This window comes from Winogradskyella sp. HaHa_3_26 (genome assembly GCF_019278425.1).
GTDB lineage: Bacteria > Bacteroidota > Bacteroidia > Flavobacteriales > Flavobacteriaceae > Winogradskyella > Winogradskyella undariae.
The window spans coordinates 3803310-3820034 of record NZ_CP058981.1; the positions used below are offsets into that span (position 1 = coordinate 3803310).

16 protein-coding genes are annotated in these 16725 nt (G+C 29.7%); all 16 read right to left on the reverse strand.

Translation table 11 applies throughout. The annotated features are described in order from the left end of the window. Positions 1-66 precede the first annotated feature (66 nt). Positions 67-702: a hypothetical protein gene (locus tag H0I32_RS16565; RefSeq protein WP_179314764.1), complete on the reverse strand. Its 636-nt coding sequence runs from the start codon at positions 700-702 to the stop codon at positions 67-69. Positions 703-855: 153 nt separating this feature from the next. Further along, positions 856-1608 carry a hypothetical protein gene (locus H0I32_RS16570; protein ID WP_179314763.1) on the reverse strand — a complete coding sequence of 251 codons (753 nt, stop codon included), beginning with the start codon at positions 1606-1608 and terminating at the stop codon, positions 856-858. A 152-nt stretch (positions 1609-1760) separates the two neighbouring features. Then, a complete protein-coding gene (locus tag H0I32_RS16575; RefSeq protein ID WP_179314762.1) occupies positions 1761-3788 on the reverse strand; it encodes a DUF6985 domain-containing protein in 2028 nt (675 codons plus the stop codon). Between the two features lie 199 nt (positions 3789-3987). Continuing rightward, positions 3988-5898, reverse strand: a complete 1911-nt coding sequence (locus H0I32_RS16580) for a P-loop NTPase fold protein (protein ID WP_179314761.1) — start codon at positions 5896-5898, stop codon at positions 3988-3990. A 142-nt stretch (positions 5899-6040) separates the two neighbouring features. Beyond that, entirely contained in the window at positions 6041-6307 is a 267-nt protein-coding gene (locus H0I32_RS16585; RefSeq protein WP_179314760.1) for a hypothetical protein, read from the reverse strand. A gap of 121 nt (positions 6308-6428) precedes the next feature. Then, entirely contained in the window at positions 6429-6911 is a 483-nt protein-coding gene (locus tag H0I32_RS16590) for a hypothetical protein (RefSeq protein ID WP_179314759.1), read from the reverse strand. 180 nt (positions 6912-7091) lie between these two features. Then, complete coding sequence (locus tag H0I32_RS16595) at positions 7092-7841, reverse strand: DUF6794 domain-containing protein (protein ID WP_179314758.1); 750 nt, start codon at positions 7839-7841, stop codon at positions 7092-7094. 238 nt (positions 7842-8079) lie between these two features. Beyond that, on the reverse strand, positions 8080-8460 hold the full coding sequence (locus tag H0I32_RS16600; protein WP_179314757.1) for a hypothetical protein: 381 nt from the start codon (positions 8458-8460) through the stop codon (positions 8080-8082). A 3-nt stretch (positions 8461-8463) separates the two neighbouring features. Continuing rightward, positions 8464-9096, reverse strand: coding sequence for a hypothetical protein (locus H0I32_RS16605; protein ID WP_179314756.1), 633 nt, complete (start codon positions 9094-9096; stop codon positions 8464-8466). 796 nt (positions 9097-9892) lie between these two features. Continuing rightward, the gene (locus H0I32_RS16610) at positions 9893-10435 is read right to left on the reverse strand and encodes a hypothetical protein (protein WP_218747099.1); all 543 of its coding nucleotides are present in this window, start codon (positions 10433-10435) and stop codon (positions 9893-9895) included. Between the two features lie 142 nt (positions 10436-10577). Then, positions 10578-10961, reverse strand: a complete 384-nt coding sequence (locus H0I32_RS16615) for a hypothetical protein (protein ID WP_179314767.1) — start codon at positions 10959-10961, stop codon at positions 10578-10580. A gap of 823 nt (positions 10962-11784) precedes the next feature. Then, positions 11785-12714, reverse strand: a complete 930-nt coding sequence (locus tag H0I32_RS16620) for a hypothetical protein (protein WP_179314768.1) — start codon at positions 12712-12714, stop codon at positions 11785-11787. A gap of 154 nt (positions 12715-12868) precedes the next feature. Next, the gene (locus H0I32_RS16625) at positions 12869-14032 is read right to left on the reverse strand and encodes a DUF6438 domain-containing protein (protein ID WP_179314769.1); all 1164 of its coding nucleotides are present in this window, start codon (positions 14030-14032) and stop codon (positions 12869-12871) included. 153 nt (positions 14033-14185) lie between these two features. Beyond that, positions 14186-14671: a hypothetical protein gene (locus H0I32_RS16630; protein WP_179314770.1), complete on the reverse strand. Its 486-nt coding sequence runs from the start codon at positions 14669-14671 to the stop codon at positions 14186-14188. A 231-nt stretch (positions 14672-14902) separates the two neighbouring features. Then, positions 14903-16024: a hypothetical protein gene (locus H0I32_RS16635; protein ID WP_179314771.1), complete on the reverse strand. Its 1122-nt coding sequence runs from the start codon at positions 16022-16024 to the stop codon at positions 14903-14905. 24 nt (positions 16025-16048) lie between these two features. After that, entirely contained in the window at positions 16049-16537 is a 489-nt protein-coding gene (locus tag H0I32_RS16640; RefSeq protein WP_179314772.1) for a hypothetical protein, read from the reverse strand. Positions 16538-16725: the final 188 nt, after the last annotated feature.

Here is a 16725-nt window from a genome sequence, read left to right on the forward strand (position 1 = left end):
AATTATACACGGTGTTACCCAACGTTTTTATTTTCCGCTTAATTTAATTAGTTCGATTTTTTAATTTCAAAACGGTTTGTTTAATGAAAATTTTTCGTTCATTAAACTGTAAGCATCAATTAATGCTTTAAAATTCTTTTGTAATCTTTTAGTTCCTTTTGGCACGTTTAATTCCACATATTGGCTTTTATCAGAGTCAGTATATCGAATATTTAATCCAGTTTCATTTTCGATTATGTATCTAATTAATTCTTTAACATTGTCGTCAACAGCAATATCAGATTTTTCCGAAACTCCACGATTCACATTTCGGTCAGTTTCGAGATTCTCAATTTTAAATGTTTTTCCTTTTCCAGCACGAACTTCTTTCCGAGTTCCAAAAAGGTAACTGATTTTGTCGAAGAAAATCCAATCGCTGTCTTTGTATTTATTCACAAGTCGAATTGGTGTAATTTTCTGAACGCTGTCTTGCATATACATTCCGAAATAGATTTGCATATGAGTAACGTTGGTTGCGCTTACAGAAAAATCTTTTGAAACTAATGGAACAGGTTTTGATTTAATCCACGTAATATTATTGTGATAATCATTTTCCATTAAAACACCTTTCAGCTTAATTGGTTTTTCTGTTTTTTCTTGTGAAAAAGTGAGATTAATACAAATCAGACACAAGATGCTAAAAGCGATTTTCTTTAATTTCATACTTTATTTTTGTTTGAAGTTCGATTTTTTTTCAAATGTTGGGTAACGTTGTTGTGTATGGTTAGTTGCGTGGTTAGGCAACTAAGTTAGCAAACATTTACGAACCCGTGAATATTCCGCAGGAATATTCGCAAGTAGAGAAGAATGAAGCAATTAATTATACACGGTGTTGTGTGCAGTACTTTTACGTTCTGCGGTTATTATTTGTTCAGCCCAAGATATTTTTTCGGCAAAACTTTCTGTTTCAAATTCAAAATATTTCTGTTGAATTTTACTCAACATTTTATCTGATAAAATCCAATTTATAAATTCTTCTGCATTCTCTTTTTGGTCGTTAAATCCGCTGATTTTTTTTCTTTCAAAAAGTGCAGTTTGTTCGTCAACTAAAAATTCCGATAGATGTTTAATTGATGCTTTCGATTCCGATTCACTCCAAATGTTTAGTAATTCCGTAAAATTCGGATAAAAGTGGGCAATCGCAGAAAAGTAATCTTTAAATTCCCATTCCGCTTTTTCACTATTATCATTCAGAATACTTTCCCAAAGCGCAATCATAAATTCCCGAATAACCTTTTGCTCGTTTTCCGTCCAATAATTCCATTCCGCAAGAGTGAGTTTGTCAAATGCAATCCAAATTTCATAAGGCGTTTTTAATTCCGCTGTTAATTCAAAAATTCGAGGTAGAAAATGTTTATAGTCGTTTGCATTTCCCCAAGTTGTAATTGCTTTTCCTGTGAAACGAGACAAATCATCTTCATTTAATTCAGTTAATGGTTTTGAGAACAATTCCACATTCCATTTGTTCAAATCTTCATAAAGTGGACTTCCGTTCATATTCATATTGCTATGATACTTTCCGAAAGTTTCATATAAATCTTTGATGTTATTTTTTAGTCTTGAAGTCATTTCTCGTATTGCACACAACGTGTTTGTGTATGGTTAGTTGCGTGGTTAAGCAACTAATTTAGCAAACTTTTACGAACCCGTGAAAATTCCGCAGGAATATTCGCAAGTTAGCTCAATGAAGCAATTAATTATACACGGTGTTGTATGCAGTTTTATTCCCATAGCTTCCACCATTTGTCTTTGGGTTTTTTTAGAAGTTCTAATGGAATTTTAATTGCCGATTGGACATCAATGATTTGTTTGCAAATATTATTATCAAAACTTTGCCTTGAATATGCTACAATTCTCTTAAAAAAATCTTCATCTTTTTTTGGAAAATATTCACAAATAGATTGTACTAAATATCTATCCTTTTCAATTACTTTCTTCAAACGTGATATATTTTGAATAGGTATTGATGTTATATTCTCATTGTTTTCATCATAGACTATCTCCTCAGGGTTTGGATTATAAACCCAGAAGTTTATTTTAAAATCTTGAAAATGCTTTAGAATTTTAAAAAACAATACTTTAAGCTCTTTCTTATTATAATTATTTTTTAAATCTCTTTCAGAAATACCGATGAAGAAATTGAATTTATCTTTTTTATTTTGCTGAAAATTATAGTCTAAACTCTGTACCTCTTTTTTAAAATTGTTTAAATTATTTTTTAAATTTTGCTCTTTAAGATTTTTTTGTTTTTGAGTTTCTCTCTTTTCATCTCTTAATTGTCTTATAAGTCTATCTTTTGTATATGAAAGTTCAGTGTCGATATCAGAATTAATTTTTCTATTATTAAATCTTAGAATTCGCTCTAAAGCATCAATACTAAATTTATTTCCGACTAAATAAATAGATTTGAGAGAATGCCATTGATTAATTAAGGTTTCAGGAAATTTTGATAATTCATTATATCTTAAATCTAGTCTTTCTAATTCTTTAAGTTTATAAATAGATTCTTGGACTTCAGTCAATTTGTTATTAGTCAAATTTAGTCCTTTTAAATTTTCTAGAAATAGAATATTATCTGGGATGGTCGAAAATGAATTGTAATTTATATTTAACTGCTCAAGGGTTGTTAATCCAGAAATAGATTTTGGCATATCATAAAGATAATTAAAAGATAAGTCAAGATTCTGAAGCTTTTTTAACTGTCCAATTTCTTCAGGTATTGAATTTAACTTATTTCTGCTAAGATTAAGAGAATTTAAATTTATTAGTAAACCTATTTCTTTTGGGATTTCTTTTATGTTATTATTTAGAATTGAAAGTCTTTCGAGCTTAGGTAGATTTAATAATTGTGTTGGTACAAATGCTAAATCATTAGATGATAATGAAAGTGATGTTAGGTTTTTTAAAAGATTTATTGAGTCAGGAACTTTTCCAATGTTATTACCATTAAAAGATAGTTCTTTAATTTCATTTAGAACAACTATTTTTTCCTTAGATGTTAAATCTACAGGATTATTTCTGTAGCCATAAATCATTTGATTACTTGCTAACCAATCGAATATTTGGTCATAATCACCAGTATGTTCAACTTGAATAAGTTCGCTTGCTTTGGCTAATCGCTTTTTCCTTTTATCTAAAGGCTCTAATTTATGAAAATTCGTAAAATTATCAGTCAATAAGTCTCCGTTCTCACGACTTCCCCAACTTGGGTGATATCCATAGCTCCAATCTTCTACATGCAGTAGCTTCTGTTTATGAAACGATGCTCCAAAACCATGTTCGCCATCCCATGGGCATCCACCTGCAAAACCTATATAAGAAATACCATTTTCTCCAGAATCACTAATATTGATTTCACTTATTCCAAAATAATTGATAAAATCTTGTAATACCTTAACAGCAGGAAAGCCATCTTTGTTTACAGTTGTATATTTTTTTCCTTTAAAGTGAGTATTTTCATAACTTATTTCTCTATAAACTCCATAAAACTCCATAAAATACTCTTCATCTTGTTTTAGGTATTTAACTAAATTTTCAAGCATTTGGTTTGAATGAGCTAAAAGAAATTCATTTGCTGTAAGTTGAGCTTGATTCGGTTGAGTATCTTCATCAGTAAATAGAAAGTTGACTATAATAGTTCTGTCTTCTTCTTTAATGTTTAGGTAAGGAACATAATCTGTAAATAACGTGTCAAAAGTAGTGTAGTATCCAATATTTTCCGATTCTGTAAGTTCAAATTTTGGTGTCATCTTTTTAATGAATTAATAAATTTTAGTCAGTCTATTTCAGGAACTTTTGTCAAATTGCATACAACGTGTTTGTGTATGGTTAGTTGCGTGGTTAAGCAACTAAATTAGTAAACTTTTACGAACCCGTGAATATTCCGCAGGAATATTCGCAAGTAGGCAGAAAACAGCAATTAATTATACACGGTGTTGTAGCTAGTACTTATACTACGCTTTTTACTTTTTCAATAATATTTTCTAAATCATTTTTGAACTCTGTCAATAATCTGTTTTTAATCAGTTCTCTTTTTTTACGATTTTTTTGAATTTCGTCTTTTAAATCAATCAAACAAGTTAAATCATCTTTATGATAAGGTTGTAAAACAACATTAGAATAAGTCTCTTCTGGATAATACCTTGAATGAATAAAGTTTTTAAAATCAAATAGTGCTTTATTGTTCAATAATTTAATTTTTCTCCCTAATTTATTTCCATTAACGTCTTTGAAAATTGCTGTCCTTTCATAAACATTTGTTGCGTCAGGTATAGCCTCTTTTAGTTTTGAATATATTTCAACGAGAGAATTTGAATTAAGGTTTTCAAAAATATCTTTTAAAAAATTTTTACTGTTACTTGATTGTTTTTTCTTAAGTAACTTATTAAACTGTTCACGTAAAGATTTAAATTCAATAGTATCTTGAGACTGATATTGCTTTCCCCAAGAAGAATTCATATGGCCAAAAGCCAAATGTTTATTTTCGATGGTATCTTTAGAAAAAATCGTTTTTAAAATTTGTTTAGACTTGCTTAGTACGTAAGCTTTATTTTTTGATAGTAAACCTGCATCAATTAGTTTAAGGAAAATTCCTGAGATATGAATTAAAACAGTTATTTGGTCTATTTTTCCATTGGTAAATTGTGACCAAACAGAATCTCTATATTTTTTGAAATCAGCATCCTCTAAATATGTCCAATACCACAACTTTTCCCAATCCTGTTCTTTATTTTGTCTGAAAAAAGTATTTGATTTCAGCTCATTGTTAAAAAGTTCAGTCTCTATAAAACCATTTTCAATATAATATAATATTTTGCTTATTGAAAATGTATATGATGAATGGTATATATTGTATGTACTAAGTATTTCTTGATATTTACTTTCGATTTGTTTTTTGTTTTCTTTCTCTTTTTCGCCAACAAAAAGTAAAGTTTGAAAGTTCTTTATTTCATCATTACCAGTTTTAAATTCAGCGTATATTATTATGAAATATGTCAGAAAGTTTTTAGTGAATTCTGGATAATTTTCGTGTTTTTTTAGTTTCGGGTCAACATTCTTAATTATTCTACTGAAGTCTAATAAAGCTTGTTTTAAGACACGAAGATTTTCTAATTTTGAAGATTTAAACAAATCAATAATCATCTGATTATGATGTATTAATTCAGAATTTTCATTTAAGTTTTTTGTGTCTTCAATAAAGAAGTTGATTGCGGATTCAATATCACTTTTTACTTCAAAAGTTTGCCCTACTAACTTTTCTTTGAAATCCTTATAACTTACATCAAACCCAGTTTTACTTTTTTCGTACTTATCTTTTATTTTTTTCTCATCGGTAAGTAAAATTACTTTACAGGAAGAATGCTCAACAAAATTATTTATATATCCAAAAATTTCATCTGTCTCTATTTTACATCTCTCTATATCATCAAAGATTAATATCCTTTTCCCCTTAATTTCGTTACTCGATGAATCAAGTAAACCTAATGAATCTACATTAAATGAAAAATTCCCATCGCTCTTATCATCTTCATCAAGATTCAAATCGATTTTGACCGTAGTCTTAAGAAGACCGTTTAATACTTTTTTAGCCACTTTCATTCCTTTAGAATATAGGAAAGGACTTATTTCTGCTCTGATTTTTTCGTTTATAGAATGTGTGTTTGATATTCCATTCAAGCTGACATAGATGGGTTTTAAGGATATTTTTTCAGATTCAATATTTGTGTTTGTCCAATTCGCTATTGCATTTTTAATAAAAAAAGTTTTTCCACATCCCCAATTCCCAATTAATAAAACAGCATATTGAGGTTTTTCTAAATCTATGTAGTAATTTAAATAGTCTGTTATGTGTTTGTTCATTATAGTTTGAGTGTTTTTTGAGGTATTAGCTACAACGTGTTTGAATATGGTTTGTTGCGTTTTTAAACACCTAATTTAGTAAATAAAAACCGAATAGAAAATCCGCGAGGATTTTCGTAAGTAGGTTTGAACTAGCAATAAATTATATGCGGTGTTGTAGTGCGTTTTTTACATTCTCAACTTCTTCCCATCGAATATTTTTGTATTCTTTTGTTTTATATATCAACCGATTTTTTTCAATAAATTCTTTAACGATTAAAAACTGTTCATTTAATGGTATTTGCGAAAAGTTTGAATTTTTGATTAAAATTGTTTCTCCATCAACAAAGACGTTAAAAGTTCTGAATTCTCCTTTTTGTTCAATTGATTCGACTTGATACGAAATATGAAGTTTGTTAAATATGTCCATTTTATAGGTTTTAAATTAATTATTTAACAAAGAAAACTTATTCTTTTTTAAAAGTGCTCTGTTAGTGGTAATCTAACTTTTTTCTATCTATCACCAGCTCCGAAATTGGTTTTATGTTTCTTTATTTGATTTTAATGTATAATAAATTATTATAATTACCTCTTTCAGATTTGTATTCAATTCCAGTCTTTTCAAATCCGAGTGAGTTCATTATTTTATTCATTCCAATATTTTCAGTTCGGACAGTAGAATATATTTTTGGTTTAAATTCAGAAAGTACTTCGGTTATTAGTTTCCCAATTCCTTTTTTCTGTTTTAACGAAACAATCCAACCCAATTCATATTCAAAGTCTACCGATTCAAATTCCGTTTTTGAATGGTCAAATACTTTTGTTTTATAACTTTTATTTGGGACTTTTAAAGCTCCAACAGCTTCAATATTATTAGTGTTTGGATAAAACAATATGACAGGATTTTTTCTCATTAATCCGTCAAAAGTATTTTCGGAAACTTCTCCCATAGACAAAACTATTTCTTTAAACTTATTCTTTTCTTCAGTCGAAAATTCAGACGCATTTTTAATTACATAATTTTCTTTATTCATAAGTTTAATTTTATCTAAAATGTTTCTCTTAAATGCACTACAACGGTCTTGTGTATGGTTAGTTGCGTGTTTAAGCAACTAATTTAGTAAACAAAAACGAACGCGAGAAAATTCCGAAGGAATTTTCCAAATAAGCAACGACCAAAGCAATTAATTATACACGTTGTTGCCCACAGTTATTTATTCCGTAGTTTCCCATAATTCATATGATGTCCAACGTGTTTCTCCTTTTTTCATTACCTCAATTTTATCTTCTTCTATTTTTTCTAATTTCCCATCAATTTTGTCCCAAACATCGTATTCAGAAATTATGATTCCTTTTCTGTCGCAACTCTGTATTAGTTTAATTTTTAGTTCAAAATTTTCTTTATTCAATTCAATTACCTTTCCTGTGGCAAAGCACTTATCGTTCATATATTTTTTTTCTTGACGTTTTGAAATGAAATCATTGTTATATAGAAATTCAACTGTGTCTCCAATTTCAAATTCACTAAACTCTTCTTTTTTTCGTTCGGTTTTTTTTCGTTCAGATTCTGCCCAATAGTCTTGATAATATTTAATTTGCTTTTCTAATTCGATAGGCTTTTTATTCAGTTTTCTGTGCAACGATGTCAAAATGATACTTGACATATCGTCTGGATGATGAATTCCTAAATCTCTGAAAAATTTTGAAATTTCAGATGTTCCAGCCCAAAGTTTCCAATTATTCCTTAACGACATTCCTGTTCCGAAATGTAATTCTGAAGACGCACTTTGTTCTTCTTTTTCTTTAAACCCGATTAAGTCATCTTCTGACCACTTACATTCAAAAAAGGAAATTGCGTCATTTAGGTCAGTCGGAATGTATTTTTCGACGTATTTTTCACAGTCATTTTGACTTATTAGAAAAGTCGGAAAAAAAAAGAACAAAACAATAATTATTCTATTCATAGTTTGGTAGTTTATTCAAAACTACATTCCTTTATTAACAGTAAAAATTCATAATGAGTGAACTGTTCATTTCAATTAGGGAACTGTTTTTCTAATTGTGGGCAACGTTTTTGTATATGGTTTGTTGCGTGGTTTAGCACGTAATTTAGCAAATAAAAACCGAATAGAAAATCCGATAGGATTTTCGTAAGTAGGCTAGAACTAGCAATAAATTATATACGGTGTTGTACACCGTTTTTTATTTCCGATTGAGTATTTGTTCCACATATTTTTTATGATTTTCAAATCCGTTTTTTTCGAGATTTTCCAAGTCAATCATTCCGTCAATTCCTGAATCGTAAATCTGCCAATTATGTTTTTTAGCCAATTCAATCAATTCATAAAGTCCATTTTCTCCATATAATTGAAGCATAAAATTACTTGAATGTTCTTTGTTTATAAAAAAGCCAATCGTAAAATTAATTCCGATTATTTCTCTGTGATTATCATCTTTTTTTACTTGGTCAAATGAACTCTCTAAAATTCCGCTAAAATCGGTCGGTTTGAGTTGGCTTTCGTCCAATTCTGCAACTGATTTTATTTTCTGTTTTGAATTAAAAAGTACAATGTCCCAACTCATATTTTAAAGTTTTTTCATTTCTCCAAACCCATATGTTCTGTCAGACAGATTTGAATAATAGACGTAATTTTCATTTTCAAGAACGTCGATTATTTTGACATCTATTTTTTGTCCAATCAGATATTCATATTCTGGTTTAGAAACTTTTAAATAAGTCAAAACATAATTACAAGGCGAAATCCATTCGATTTTATAAACTGATTTTGAATCTTTTGTTTTCTCAATTTGTTTTCTTTTTCGTCTTTTTATTTTGACGTCTTGATATTCAGGATTTATATACCTGTATTTTCCTTTTCCAAAATTAGTAACGCAATCAGTATTGGTCATTTCCAATGATTGATATTTAGAATTTACGATTGTAAATGGATAGTCAAAACATTTATTACTGTATTTACTTCCTTTTAAAAAATCAATTCCTTTTCGGTAATCGATGATTTGTTGGGTTACTTCTTTGTTTTTATAAGTCGTTCTTTCGGGAATTTCAGTTACAGAGGTCGTTTCTCCGTTTTCTCCAATGCAAATTTTTACATACAGATATTCAACAACTTCGACATCATCGACGAAAAAATACTGCTGAATTTGAGAAAAAGTCAGAGAGGATTGTAAAATAAAAATCAGAAATATAATTTTTCGCATAGATTTGGTTAAATGGTGTACAACGGTGTACGTATATGAATAGTAGCCTTAAATATTCAACTGCTATTCGGATTGTATATCTGTTTATAAAGTAACGAAAAATAAATGAGACCAATGACTTAGCTATTATTTATATACGCTGTTGTGTTTAGTATTTTTCTTTTCTATTTCGTTTATAGCTTTCCAGGATCTTTATTATAGGTTTAGATTTAGTTATCTACAAAAAATTTAAAATACGTAGTCTTGACGACGCTACATAAAGAGCCAGCCACCAAACCTTGTTTTGTTTTAAAATTGGTTATATACCGATATATGGCTTGTTTTAAAATAAAAGCTTTCTTCGAATCCTTATTATTTAAATTTCTGAAAATGATGAGTTATTGAAAAAAAACATTAATGTAAGGAACTGTCAATCAGGTATTTGTTAATGTTAAATAATACAATAAACTTGACTTTCTCATTTTTTTTCAATAACTTCAGACAAACTGTTTAACGTTTTCAAACGTTCTGAGAGCGCGCTCTCAACGATTTCAATCGAACAGTTTGGCGCTTTAAAAATCTTCCTACGTCGATTTTCAAATCACATCATTTTTAGAAACTTAAAAGACCTCGAAGAAAGCTACAATGTTTGGTGGATGACCGAAAGTCGGCAATATTAATCACAACGGTTTTGTATATGGTTTGTTGCGTGTTTTAAGCACCTAATTTAGCAAATAAAAACAGAATAGAAAGTCCGCTAGGACTTTCGTAAGTAGGCTAGAACTAGCAATAAATTATATACGGTGTTGGCAAATCGTTATTTATTCAGATATTCAATTGTTCCTTTATATGAACCGTATTTTATGAAAGAGTCGTAACCTTTCAAGAAATTCTGTTCCATTTGCTTTTTGTTCTTAATTCTCTTTTTGAGAAACTTTTTAAATTCTTTTTTCCGTTTTCTTTTTGAATCAATACTATTCCCATTCCAAATGTCTCCTTCAACAGCTACAATAAATGATTCTTTGTTTTCCAACTTTTCATTAGTCATATAGATTTGCTTTAAGTCAGAATTCCATAGTTCATTATTCTTTATTTCATAAGATTTATTCTGATTTTCTCGAAAATTAAAAATAGTTAATGAATCATTCTCAACTTTGTATTTATATTCGCTCGTTTTACTTCCGCAACTATACTTAAATATCTCGTTAACGATTGAGTCATTTTTAAAAACTAATTCGTGCATTCTATATGTTATTCCTTCGTATTCATTGCTAATTAAATAATACGGTTCATTCATTTCCTGACCAACAGAAATATTGGTAAAAAACAGTAAATTCAAAATTATCAATGTCCTTTTCATAATGTTTGCCAACGTGATTGTATAAGATTAGTTGCGGTTTTGTGTGCGAGGAATTTCCGTAGGAAATTCAGACGTAACAAAATTGCAACGACCTTTGATTAAGCCTAAAATAGCAATTAATTTTATACGTTGTTGGCAATAGTTATTTTTTTATCAGTTCGATATTTCCACAATCAATATCAAATTCCGTTTTCATAAATCCTCGAGTAATTTCCCATTCTTTTCTTTCTGATATTATTTCTTTTGTTAAATACCCTTTTTTATTAATCTTGATTTTTATGCTATCAAAACGTCTTAATGATACTATTGTGTCATTGTACATTCCGTTTATATTGGTTTGGGTTATATTTTTCTCAAAATTCCATTCCATACTATTCGTGTAACAAATAAATTCAATATCCGCATTTTCAATTGTAGTCTTATGTTTTTTATCAGATATTTTTCCGCTTATATAGAAGTCATTTTCAGGGTCGCAACTAATAAATATTATTGAAATAAAAATCAAAAAGAGAAGTTTCGTTTTCATTAGTTAGTATTTCTTCGGTTTTGAGTGAGTTTAATTATTGCCAACGGTGTACGTATATGAAAAGTAGCGTCTTCATTATCAGCTGCCTTTCGGGTTTATATATCTTCTATAAAGAAACAAAAAATAAAATTAAATCAATGACTAAGCTATTTTTTATATGCGCTGTTGTGTTTAGTAATTTTATTTTCTTTTGGTTTATAGCTTTCCAGGATCTTTATTCTAGGCTTAGATTTGGTTATCTACTTTAAGCTTAAAATACGTAGTATGGACGACGCTACATAGGATATTCAGCCACCAGACATTGTTTTGTTTTAAAATTGGTTATATACCGATATATGGCTTGTTTTAAAATAAAAACTTTCTTCGAATCCTTATTATTTAAATTTCTAAAAATGATGAGTTGTTGAAAAAAACATCAATGTAAGGGACTATAAGTCAGATGTTTATTAGTGTTAAATAATATAACAAACTTGACTTTCTCATTTTTTTTCAATAACTTCAGACAAACTGTTTAACGTTTTCAAACGTTCTGAGAGCGCGCTCTCAACGATTTCAATCGAACAGTTTGGCGCTTTAAAAATCTTCCTACGTCGATTTTCAAATCACATCATTTTTAGAAACTTAAAAGACCTCGAAGAAAGCTACAATGTTTGGTGGATGACCGAAAGTCGGCAATATTAATCACAACGGTTTTGTGTATGGTTAGTTGCGTGGTTAAGTAACTAATTTAGCAAACTTTTACGAACCCGTGAAAATTCCGCAGGAATTTTCGCAAGTAGGTAATAACCCAGCAATTAATTATACACGGTGTTGCCAACAGTATTTATAATTCAATTTGTTTAAATCTGTCAACTTCTAAAGTGTCAATATCAAAATCAAATTCTTGAAGATTTAAAGCACTTTTTACAACAAAATCGATACAGTATTGACAATTTTCATTAGTCCATTTTCTTTCTCCTCTAATTTGACAATCCACATTTCCACCAATAAATCTTGTGACTGTTGGTGTTAGAATATTAAATTTCACATATTCTTTATAATCAATTCCGAAGCTTGTAATTTTTACTGCTCTTTGAAGTCCCTCAATCGAATCTTTTACTTTGTCTATAAATTCCGCTAATTTTCCAATTCCATTATCGTTGCCATCTCTAGATACTCCCATTGAGAAACTACTCATAAATGTCATATCTGCACCAACTGAAAACGGTGAATCTCCCCAAACAGATTTATTTTTTTCGTAAGTGTGAAGCAATTCCTCAAATGCATAAGCACAATTCTCTATGCTATGAGCTGTATTACCAGTATTTAATGCTGTTTGAGATTTATTTAAATATTCCTTTACTTTCTTGTAACCTATCAGTTCAATAAGTGAAACATCGGTAAATTCAATGTCAAATTGTTTTATTGTGTTTTGATTAAAAAAGTCAATTGCATTAACTTTTGAGATTTCAATTTCGGATTTCGCAGGTAGAAGCCCTTTGTGTTTAATATTCACTCTTCGAGCATTCAAATTTCTCATTGATTCCTTAAGAGTTAAATCAGGAATTTTTCCCCAATAATCGAGAAAGCTAAACTTTGAGGCATTAATTCCCTTATGCTCCGCTAAAAGTTTAAGAAACATTTCAATACTATCGTGAAATGCCAAAATCGAAAAAACAGCTATATTTTCGTGTTGACTTGATTGTCCAATTCCAATATTGAATAATTGTTTAATATGAGACAATCTTTTATATAAAATATCTTTATTCAGCATCTTGGGTTATATTGTTGGCAACGTGTTTGTATATGGTTTGTTGCGTGGTTTAGCAGGTAATTTAGCAAATAAAAACCGAATAGAAAATCCGCGAGGATTTTCGTAAGTAAGCTAGAACTAGCAATAAATTATATACGGTGTTACCACCAGTTTTTTAATCGTATTTCGTTTTTTTCTTAAAATCAGATTCTTTAAAATTCCTTTCAATAAAGTTGTATCCTAAATCATATGTTATTGATTTTTGGTCTTTAAATGAAAACTTAAATAATTTGCCATCGGATTCAATTTTATCCAATTCATATTGGTGTTTTCTTTTTTCGTTTGGGTCAGCTCCCCAATATGTGTAGTTACCTCTAAAGCCGATATTATATTTAGAATTAAATTTTGTGTTAACTATTTTAGAGTCTTTTATTTCTGTCCATAAAAAGAAGCTTTCTGATTTTTCTAATCGTAATATTTGTGAATCTTTTTCGAAAGTGTAGTAATGTAGTTTTGGGTAAAATGGTTCGTCATTTGCTAAACTATCCAGTTCAATTTGTGTGTATAAATTTTGAATTGGAACATAAGCCCAAATTAATTCTTTTGGACCTGCTTTCCCATAATCGTGAATCGTTTTAATTATTTGTCCATTTTTAACAAATGTTGTTGTAATACTTTCATCATCTGTATGTCCGACTGCGTAATCACTTTTTAAGCTGTCAATATTTGTTTTTGCAAACTTTGAAAATATATAGTCAGTCTTAATACTATCAATTATGGATTCATAAAACCCTAATGGTTTAATATAACCTTCTCCTTGAAAATATATTTTGTTTTTATTATTTATTGAAATGTCGATTATTGGGCAAGAACCATAACAACCAGAACTTGAAAATATAATTTGGTCAAATGAGTTATCTTTCCTTTCCTTTATTCTTTGAAGTTTTATGAGACTTGTGTCATTCTTTGTAAGAATTAAAGTGTCTATCAATTGTTTTTTAATTTTCCATTTGAACTCCCAATTTTCATTAAATGGATTTAAGATAAAAATACTATCATTTTTAACTTTATAGTCAGTAAAGGTTCCTTTGTAGTTTAGGTGTCTTTTTTTTGTAATTGAATCTTGGTCGTATCTTTTGAATCCATTAAACAGTTCAATTTTATCTTCTGTAAATCCAATACCAAAAGGTCTATAAAACATTGGTGGAAAATCATCAATTTCTATTTTTTCTATTTTACTCCATTCTCCGATTAGATTATTTTCAGGTTTTTTTTCCTCGGTTTCACAACCTAAAATTAGTGGAATAAAAAAAAGATATATGAATTTCAGTTTCGTCATTTTTGTAATTGGTGGTAACGTTGTTGTGTATGGTTAGTTGCGTGGTTAAGCAACTAAGTTAGTAAACATTTACGAACCCGTGAATATTCCGCAGGAATATTCGCAAGTAGGCTCAATAAAGCAATTAATTATACACGGTGTTGGCAGTAGTTTTTATATTCTAATTCCAACATTACTTAATATTAAATCAAATTCATTTTTGTACTGTTCGTTTTCCGATTTCGAGTAAGAACAACCAATTAATATCCAACCATTATTTCCGAGTAAAATCTCATAGTCAACACTTAATATTCTACCACTCATATTATATTCCGTTACAAATTCAAGAGAATTATATTTTCCTAGTGATTTTTTTCTAATACTAACTAATTCAGGAATTGATCTTTCATCTTTCGACTCCCATTGTTTAAATTGTAACTTTATTTCATTATCAGAATGTTGAGACAATAACTCTTCTATATTTTCAAAATCAGAACTTTTATATTTTCCAAATAGTAATTCCTTTTCCATACTTACAGCAATAGATGCATATCCTGAATCTCGCTTAATTTTAAAAACATAAAAATTTGGTCGATTTACTTTTGATGTAGACCATCCTTTTATTAGTTCTATTTGATTAACTATCTTTTCAGAAGTCAATAATTCTTTTTTCGTAGAACATTGGAAAAATGAAATTATGGTTAATATTAATACTAAAGATTTCGATATTCTATTCATTTGCTCAAATTACTGCCAACGGTCTCGTGTATGATTTCGTTGCGTGTTTAAGCATTAAAGTTAGCAAAAAATCACAGATAGAAAGTCCGCGAGGACTTTCGTAAGTAAGCTATAACTAGCAATGAATTATACACATTGTTGGCAATAGTTATTTTAGAACCAAGTCATTGGAATTCTCACTTCATCAGTTGATTCGAGGAATTTCTGTTCATCAGCTGGGAATAATAATTCAAATACTTTTTCCATTGTTGGAATATCGTGGTGAGCGTGTTTTGAAGGTGCTGACCAAGGTGAATCGTTTTCAACCCAATCAGTCGATTCGAACCAAGGAATTCCATCTATTGTTTTTCTCGTTATGCTTCCTTTTTTAAATGAATTATGAGCAATAAACCACTCATCAATAATACTGTCTACCCATTTGTGTAATCGCCAAAATATAGGATTTACTTGTGATGAGTAAGTTTCTCCGATAAAATCATAATTTACATTGTCCCACTTTTTATCCATACTGTTTTCAGGTCTACCCATTACTGTAGGTTTGCCGGTTTCAGGGTCAATTGGCGTTCCAGCCCATCGCATATGCATATCGTTGTGTACAGAGGTTTCTATTAGTGAGCCTAACTCTCCTAATGTTAAGTTCCTCAAATATCTATGGTCGTGAAAATCTCTATCCCACCATCTCATTCTCGACCAATAAAATTCATCAGATTTTACAGCGTCAAATCTCCTTTCCAACCATTTTAACGATTCAGGTAATTCCCAAGTAAGTGGAACTGAAATTCCAGGGTGAGTTGATTCTGGTCTACCAGGTTCAGGTATTAATTTCCAACCAATGTCAGGGTCAGCTCCCTCCTTTTTCATAGCTTCATCAAACTCTAAAATCATCTCTCGATGCATAAAAAGAAAATCGATTCCAGAACCATTTGTTGTTAACGGTGTCCAACCATCTCTATTCCATTTTAAAGATGGTCTTGGTGGATTCCATTTTAATTTAGTTATTTCAACCTTTGCTGATTCTGAAACTAAATTTTCGTTATTCCAATAATCTCTCAAACCGTGCCATAAAGCGTGATGTAGTCGGTGATTACGAGATGCAAATAATTCCGCTACTTTCACAGGTAAAGCTATTGGATTGACGATGTTTTTTGAACTAGACTTATCATTACTCTGTTTCGAATCGTCTTTTGTTTCATTTTCACAAGCTGATACAGCAGAGATAATAGATAGACTTCCAACTCCTAATGCAGCTGACTTAATAAATTCTTTTCTGTCCATTTTTTATAAGTTTTTGGTTAGTTTTTATTTTTTTACCATATAAAAGCTTGCAACTTTACCTTTTAGTGAGGTTCCGTGGTCAGCGGAACGTATAACACTCCCCACAAGTGCTTCTCTTTGGTCAATTCCAAATTCCCATTTTGGAATTATATAGCCATTGTAATCATATACCCAGCCTTCAGTAGAAGTGTTTTTTAAGCCATTCCCAGTAATAGTGAAATTTGTTTCTGAGTTAAATTTACCAATCATTTTTAATTTTCCCCATTGTCCCATATCTAATTCTCCATCTATTATTCCATCTTTAGATGTTAATCGCATAATTGCTGTTGCAAATTCAAGGTTGTTTTTACACTCTAAAGAGTCTTGTTCACAAAATGGAACATTTTCATCTGGTATATTGAGAATACTGCGATAGACCCATTCACCATTAACAAAATTATTATCAATTGCTCGTTTTTCATCGTTACAATTAAAAAGACTTAACCCGATGATTATTAAAAAAATATATTTCATAATTGATTGGTTTATAGTTTCTTAAAAATAAGAAATAAATTATGAATTAATTATCCCCTTTACTGGGTATTTTGAAATGCACGTTGTTGGTCATAATTATTGCCAACGTGTTTGTGTATGATTAGTGGCGTGTTTAAGCACCTAATTTAGCAAATAAAAACCAAATAGAAAATCCGCGAGGATTTTCG

Bases quoted from the DNA above. Each gene is read 5' to 3' on its own strand.
- H0I32_RS16575 (WP_179314762.1), bottom strand. From the start codon at position 3,788: ATGACACCAAAATTTGAACTTACAGAATCGGAAAATATTGGATACTAC.
- H0I32_RS16590 (WP_179314759.1), bottom strand. From the start codon at position 6,911: ATGAATAAAGAAAATTATGTAATTAAAAATGCGTCTGAATTTTCGACT.
- H0I32_RS16605 (WP_179314756.1), bottom strand. From the start codon at position 9,096: ATGCGAAAAATTATATTTCTGATTTTTATTTTACAATCCTCTCTGACT.
- H0I32_RS16570 (WP_179314763.1), bottom strand. From the start codon at position 1,608: ATGACTTCAAGACTAAAAAATAACATCAAAGATTTATATGAAACTTTC.
- H0I32_RS16610 (WP_218747099.1), bottom strand. From the start codon at position 10,435: ATGAAAAGGACATTGATAATTTTGAATTTACTGTTTTTTACCAATATT.
- H0I32_RS16585 (WP_179314760.1), bottom strand. From the start codon at position 6,307: ATGGACATATTTAACAAACTTCATATTTCGTATCAAGTCGAATCAATT.
- H0I32_RS16615 (WP_179314767.1), bottom strand. From the start codon at position 10,961: ATGAAAACGAAACTTCTCTTTTTGATTTTTATTTCAATAATATTTATT.
- H0I32_RS16640 (WP_179314772.1), bottom strand. From the start codon at position 16,537: ATGAAATATATTTTTTTAATAATCATCGGGTTAAGTCTTTTTAATTGT.
- H0I32_RS16565 (WP_179314764.1), bottom strand. From the start codon at position 702: ATGAAATTAAAGAAAATCGCTTTTAGCATCTTGTGTCTGATTTGTATT.
- H0I32_RS16635 (WP_179314771.1), bottom strand. From the start codon at position 16,024: ATGGACAGAAAAGAATTTATTAAGTCAGCTGCATTAGGAGTTGGAAGT.
- H0I32_RS16580 (WP_179314761.1), bottom strand. From the start codon at position 5,898: ATGAACAAACACATAACAGACTATTTAAATTACTACATAGATTTAGAA.
- H0I32_RS16600 (WP_179314757.1), bottom strand. From the start codon at position 8,460: ATGAGTTGGGACATTGTACTTTTTAATTCAAAACAGAAAATAAAATCA.
- H0I32_RS16620 (WP_179314768.1), bottom strand. From the start codon at position 12,714: ATGCTGAATAAAGATATTTTATATAAAAGATTGTCTCATATTAAACAA.
- H0I32_RS16595 (WP_179314758.1), bottom strand. From the start codon at position 7,841: ATGAATAGAATAATTATTGTTTTGTTCTTTTTTTTTCCGACTTTTCTA.
- H0I32_RS16625 (WP_179314769.1), bottom strand. From the start codon at position 14,032: ATGACGAAACTGAAATTCATATATCTTTTTTTTATTCCACTAATTTTA.